Below are 2,143 nucleotides of genomic sequence, written 5' to 3'. Positions count from 1 at the left end.
CAGGATAACATGCCTCAAAATTTTCCACTTATTCGCTTAGCTGACGTAATACTGATGTATGCGGAAGCAAAAAACGAAGCCCTCGGCGCTCCTGACCAGTCTGTTTATGATGCTATAAACTCGGTTCGTGCCCGTGCGGGCATGCCCACTATACCTGCAGGACTGGATAAAGCGCAAATGTTCGAAAAAATTCAGCACGAGAGAATGATAGAGTTTTGTGGGGAAGGGCAACGTTATTCAGATATCCGGAGATGGAAGATTGGGAAAGAGGTGGTAGATGGGGTTTGGATGACGGAATTTACCGGAGTAAAAATCCGTCAAAGAGGGTTTCCTGACCATTATTACCTATGGCCCATACCCCAGACAGAAATAGATTTAAATCCTAAATTAACGCAAAATCCGGGCTGGAAATAAGGAGAGCGACGGGTCTCAGATCAATTGCTATCATGGATTTTATTGTGCTCTTTATAGTATCGGATGACACTTATTTTATGGTTCATAAATATGTTTTTTCTACTTTACTTTTGTTATTTCTCAGCGCCTCTTTGTTCTCTCAACAAAAGGGCAACAGCGCTGAGTTGTTGCTGACTCCAAAAGAGGCACGTATTAATCCTAATACCGTTAGGAGAACGAGTAATAACCAATTGTTAGAACTAAAAGATAGCATTAAAAGGGATGCGGAGGGTGAGGTTTGGAGAGAAGCCGATATAACATTCCCCCTTCGTATCCCTCAGGGAGGGAGGTATTTATTGAGCAGTCACGTGAAACGGACCCAGTTTCCCAACGGCCCCGTAAATGATCTGAATATCGAGATACAAATCGGAAATCAGCGCATTACAAAAAGAATTGTATCGGATGCAAGAAATTACACATACCATGTCTTGGGGGATTTTGTAATAACCGAATCTGATTCACTTCTAAGAGTTTGGCTTCCTAAAGGTATCCAGTTTGAAAAGATTGTAGTAAATGAATATTGTCCGGTTACAGTTCCAGAAACGGTTCAAATTTATCAACCTCCCATTGTTCCTCCTGAAGGCCATCCCCGCCTTTGGGTTAACGGAGAGTCGTTACCGGTTGTTAAAGCACGTTTGGACAAAGGTGAAAATCACCGTGTATGGCAACAAGTAAAAAAGGATGCTCTGCAAGAATTCACCTTTCACTTTTATCCGTGGAAAGAGATACCCTATTCTACCGATTTAGAAAAAACGGTGCAAACTAAAGCTTTCTACTATTTGATGACTGATGAAAAAAAGGTTGGGCGGGAAGCGATCAGCATCCTAAAAAATTATTTATCCGTATTGGAATACGGAAATATAAACTATGGAGATATAACCCGAGACATAGGACACACAATCTATGTATCGGCTCTTGTGTACGATTGGTGTAACGGTTTATTGACAAAGCAAGAAAAAAAACAGCTTTATGAACGTATGATGGATTTATCCCGAAAAATGAGTATCGGCTGGCCTCCGTTTAAAGAAAGCATTGTAAACGGACACGCTGCAGAAGCTCAGGTAAATCGTGATTTATTGTCCATGAGTATTGCCATTTATGAGCAAGACCCTATTCCGTACAAATATACATCCTACCTTATTTTAGAAGAACTGGTTCCCATGCGCCGGTTTCAATATCAATCTGCCCGCCCCAATCAAGGCGTAGACTATGGGGCATACCGGCATATGTGGGAAATGAATGCGGCCTGGCTCTTTTATAGAATGTCCGGCAGGCAGGTATTCGACGATAACATAAAAAAGCTGCCGCTTTACTGGATGTATATGCGGCTACCCAACGGAAGGCTGTTCCGCGACGGCGATGTGTTCAGAGAGGCAACCCGAATGAAGCCTTATTATTGGGGGCAACCCGAAATGCTGTTGTTGGATTACTGTTATTCTGAGAATGCAATTTTGAAAGCAGAATTTCAACGCCAGGGAGGGATACCCGACAACCCGATCCTCTTTTTGTTGCTGAATAATCCGGAATTGATCCCCTCTGAAGATTACAGTCATTTCCCATTAGCTTTTTCTACGGGAAATGTTACCGGATCCCTCATTTCCCGTACCGGCTGGAATATGAAGCCGGGGAGTGATGACGTAGTGGCTGAAATTAAAGGAGGAGGATATCTTTTTGGGAACCATCAACATGC

2 protein-coding genes are annotated in these 2,143 nt (G+C 42.8%); both read left to right on the top strand.

What is annotated here, in order from left to right:
* A partial coding sequence (locus tag B4G81_RS05055) for a RagB/SusD family nutrient uptake outer membrane protein (protein WP_294080759.1) occupies positions 1–414 on the top strand: 414 nt, incomplete at its 5' end.
* 32 nt (positions 415–446) lie between these two features.
* Positions 447–2,143: hypothetical protein (locus B4G81_RS05050; RefSeq protein WP_294080756.1), on the top strand; the 1,697-nt coding region annotated here is incomplete at its 3' end.

It is taken from the genome of Proteiniphilum sp. UBA5384 (assembly GCF_002410825.1).
Lineage (GTDB): Bacteria > Bacteroidota > Bacteroidia > Bacteroidales > Dysgonomonadaceae > Proteiniphilum.
The sequence above is the reverse complement of the archived record's forward strand: the minus strand, read 5'-3'. Positions and strand labels throughout refer to the sequence as shown.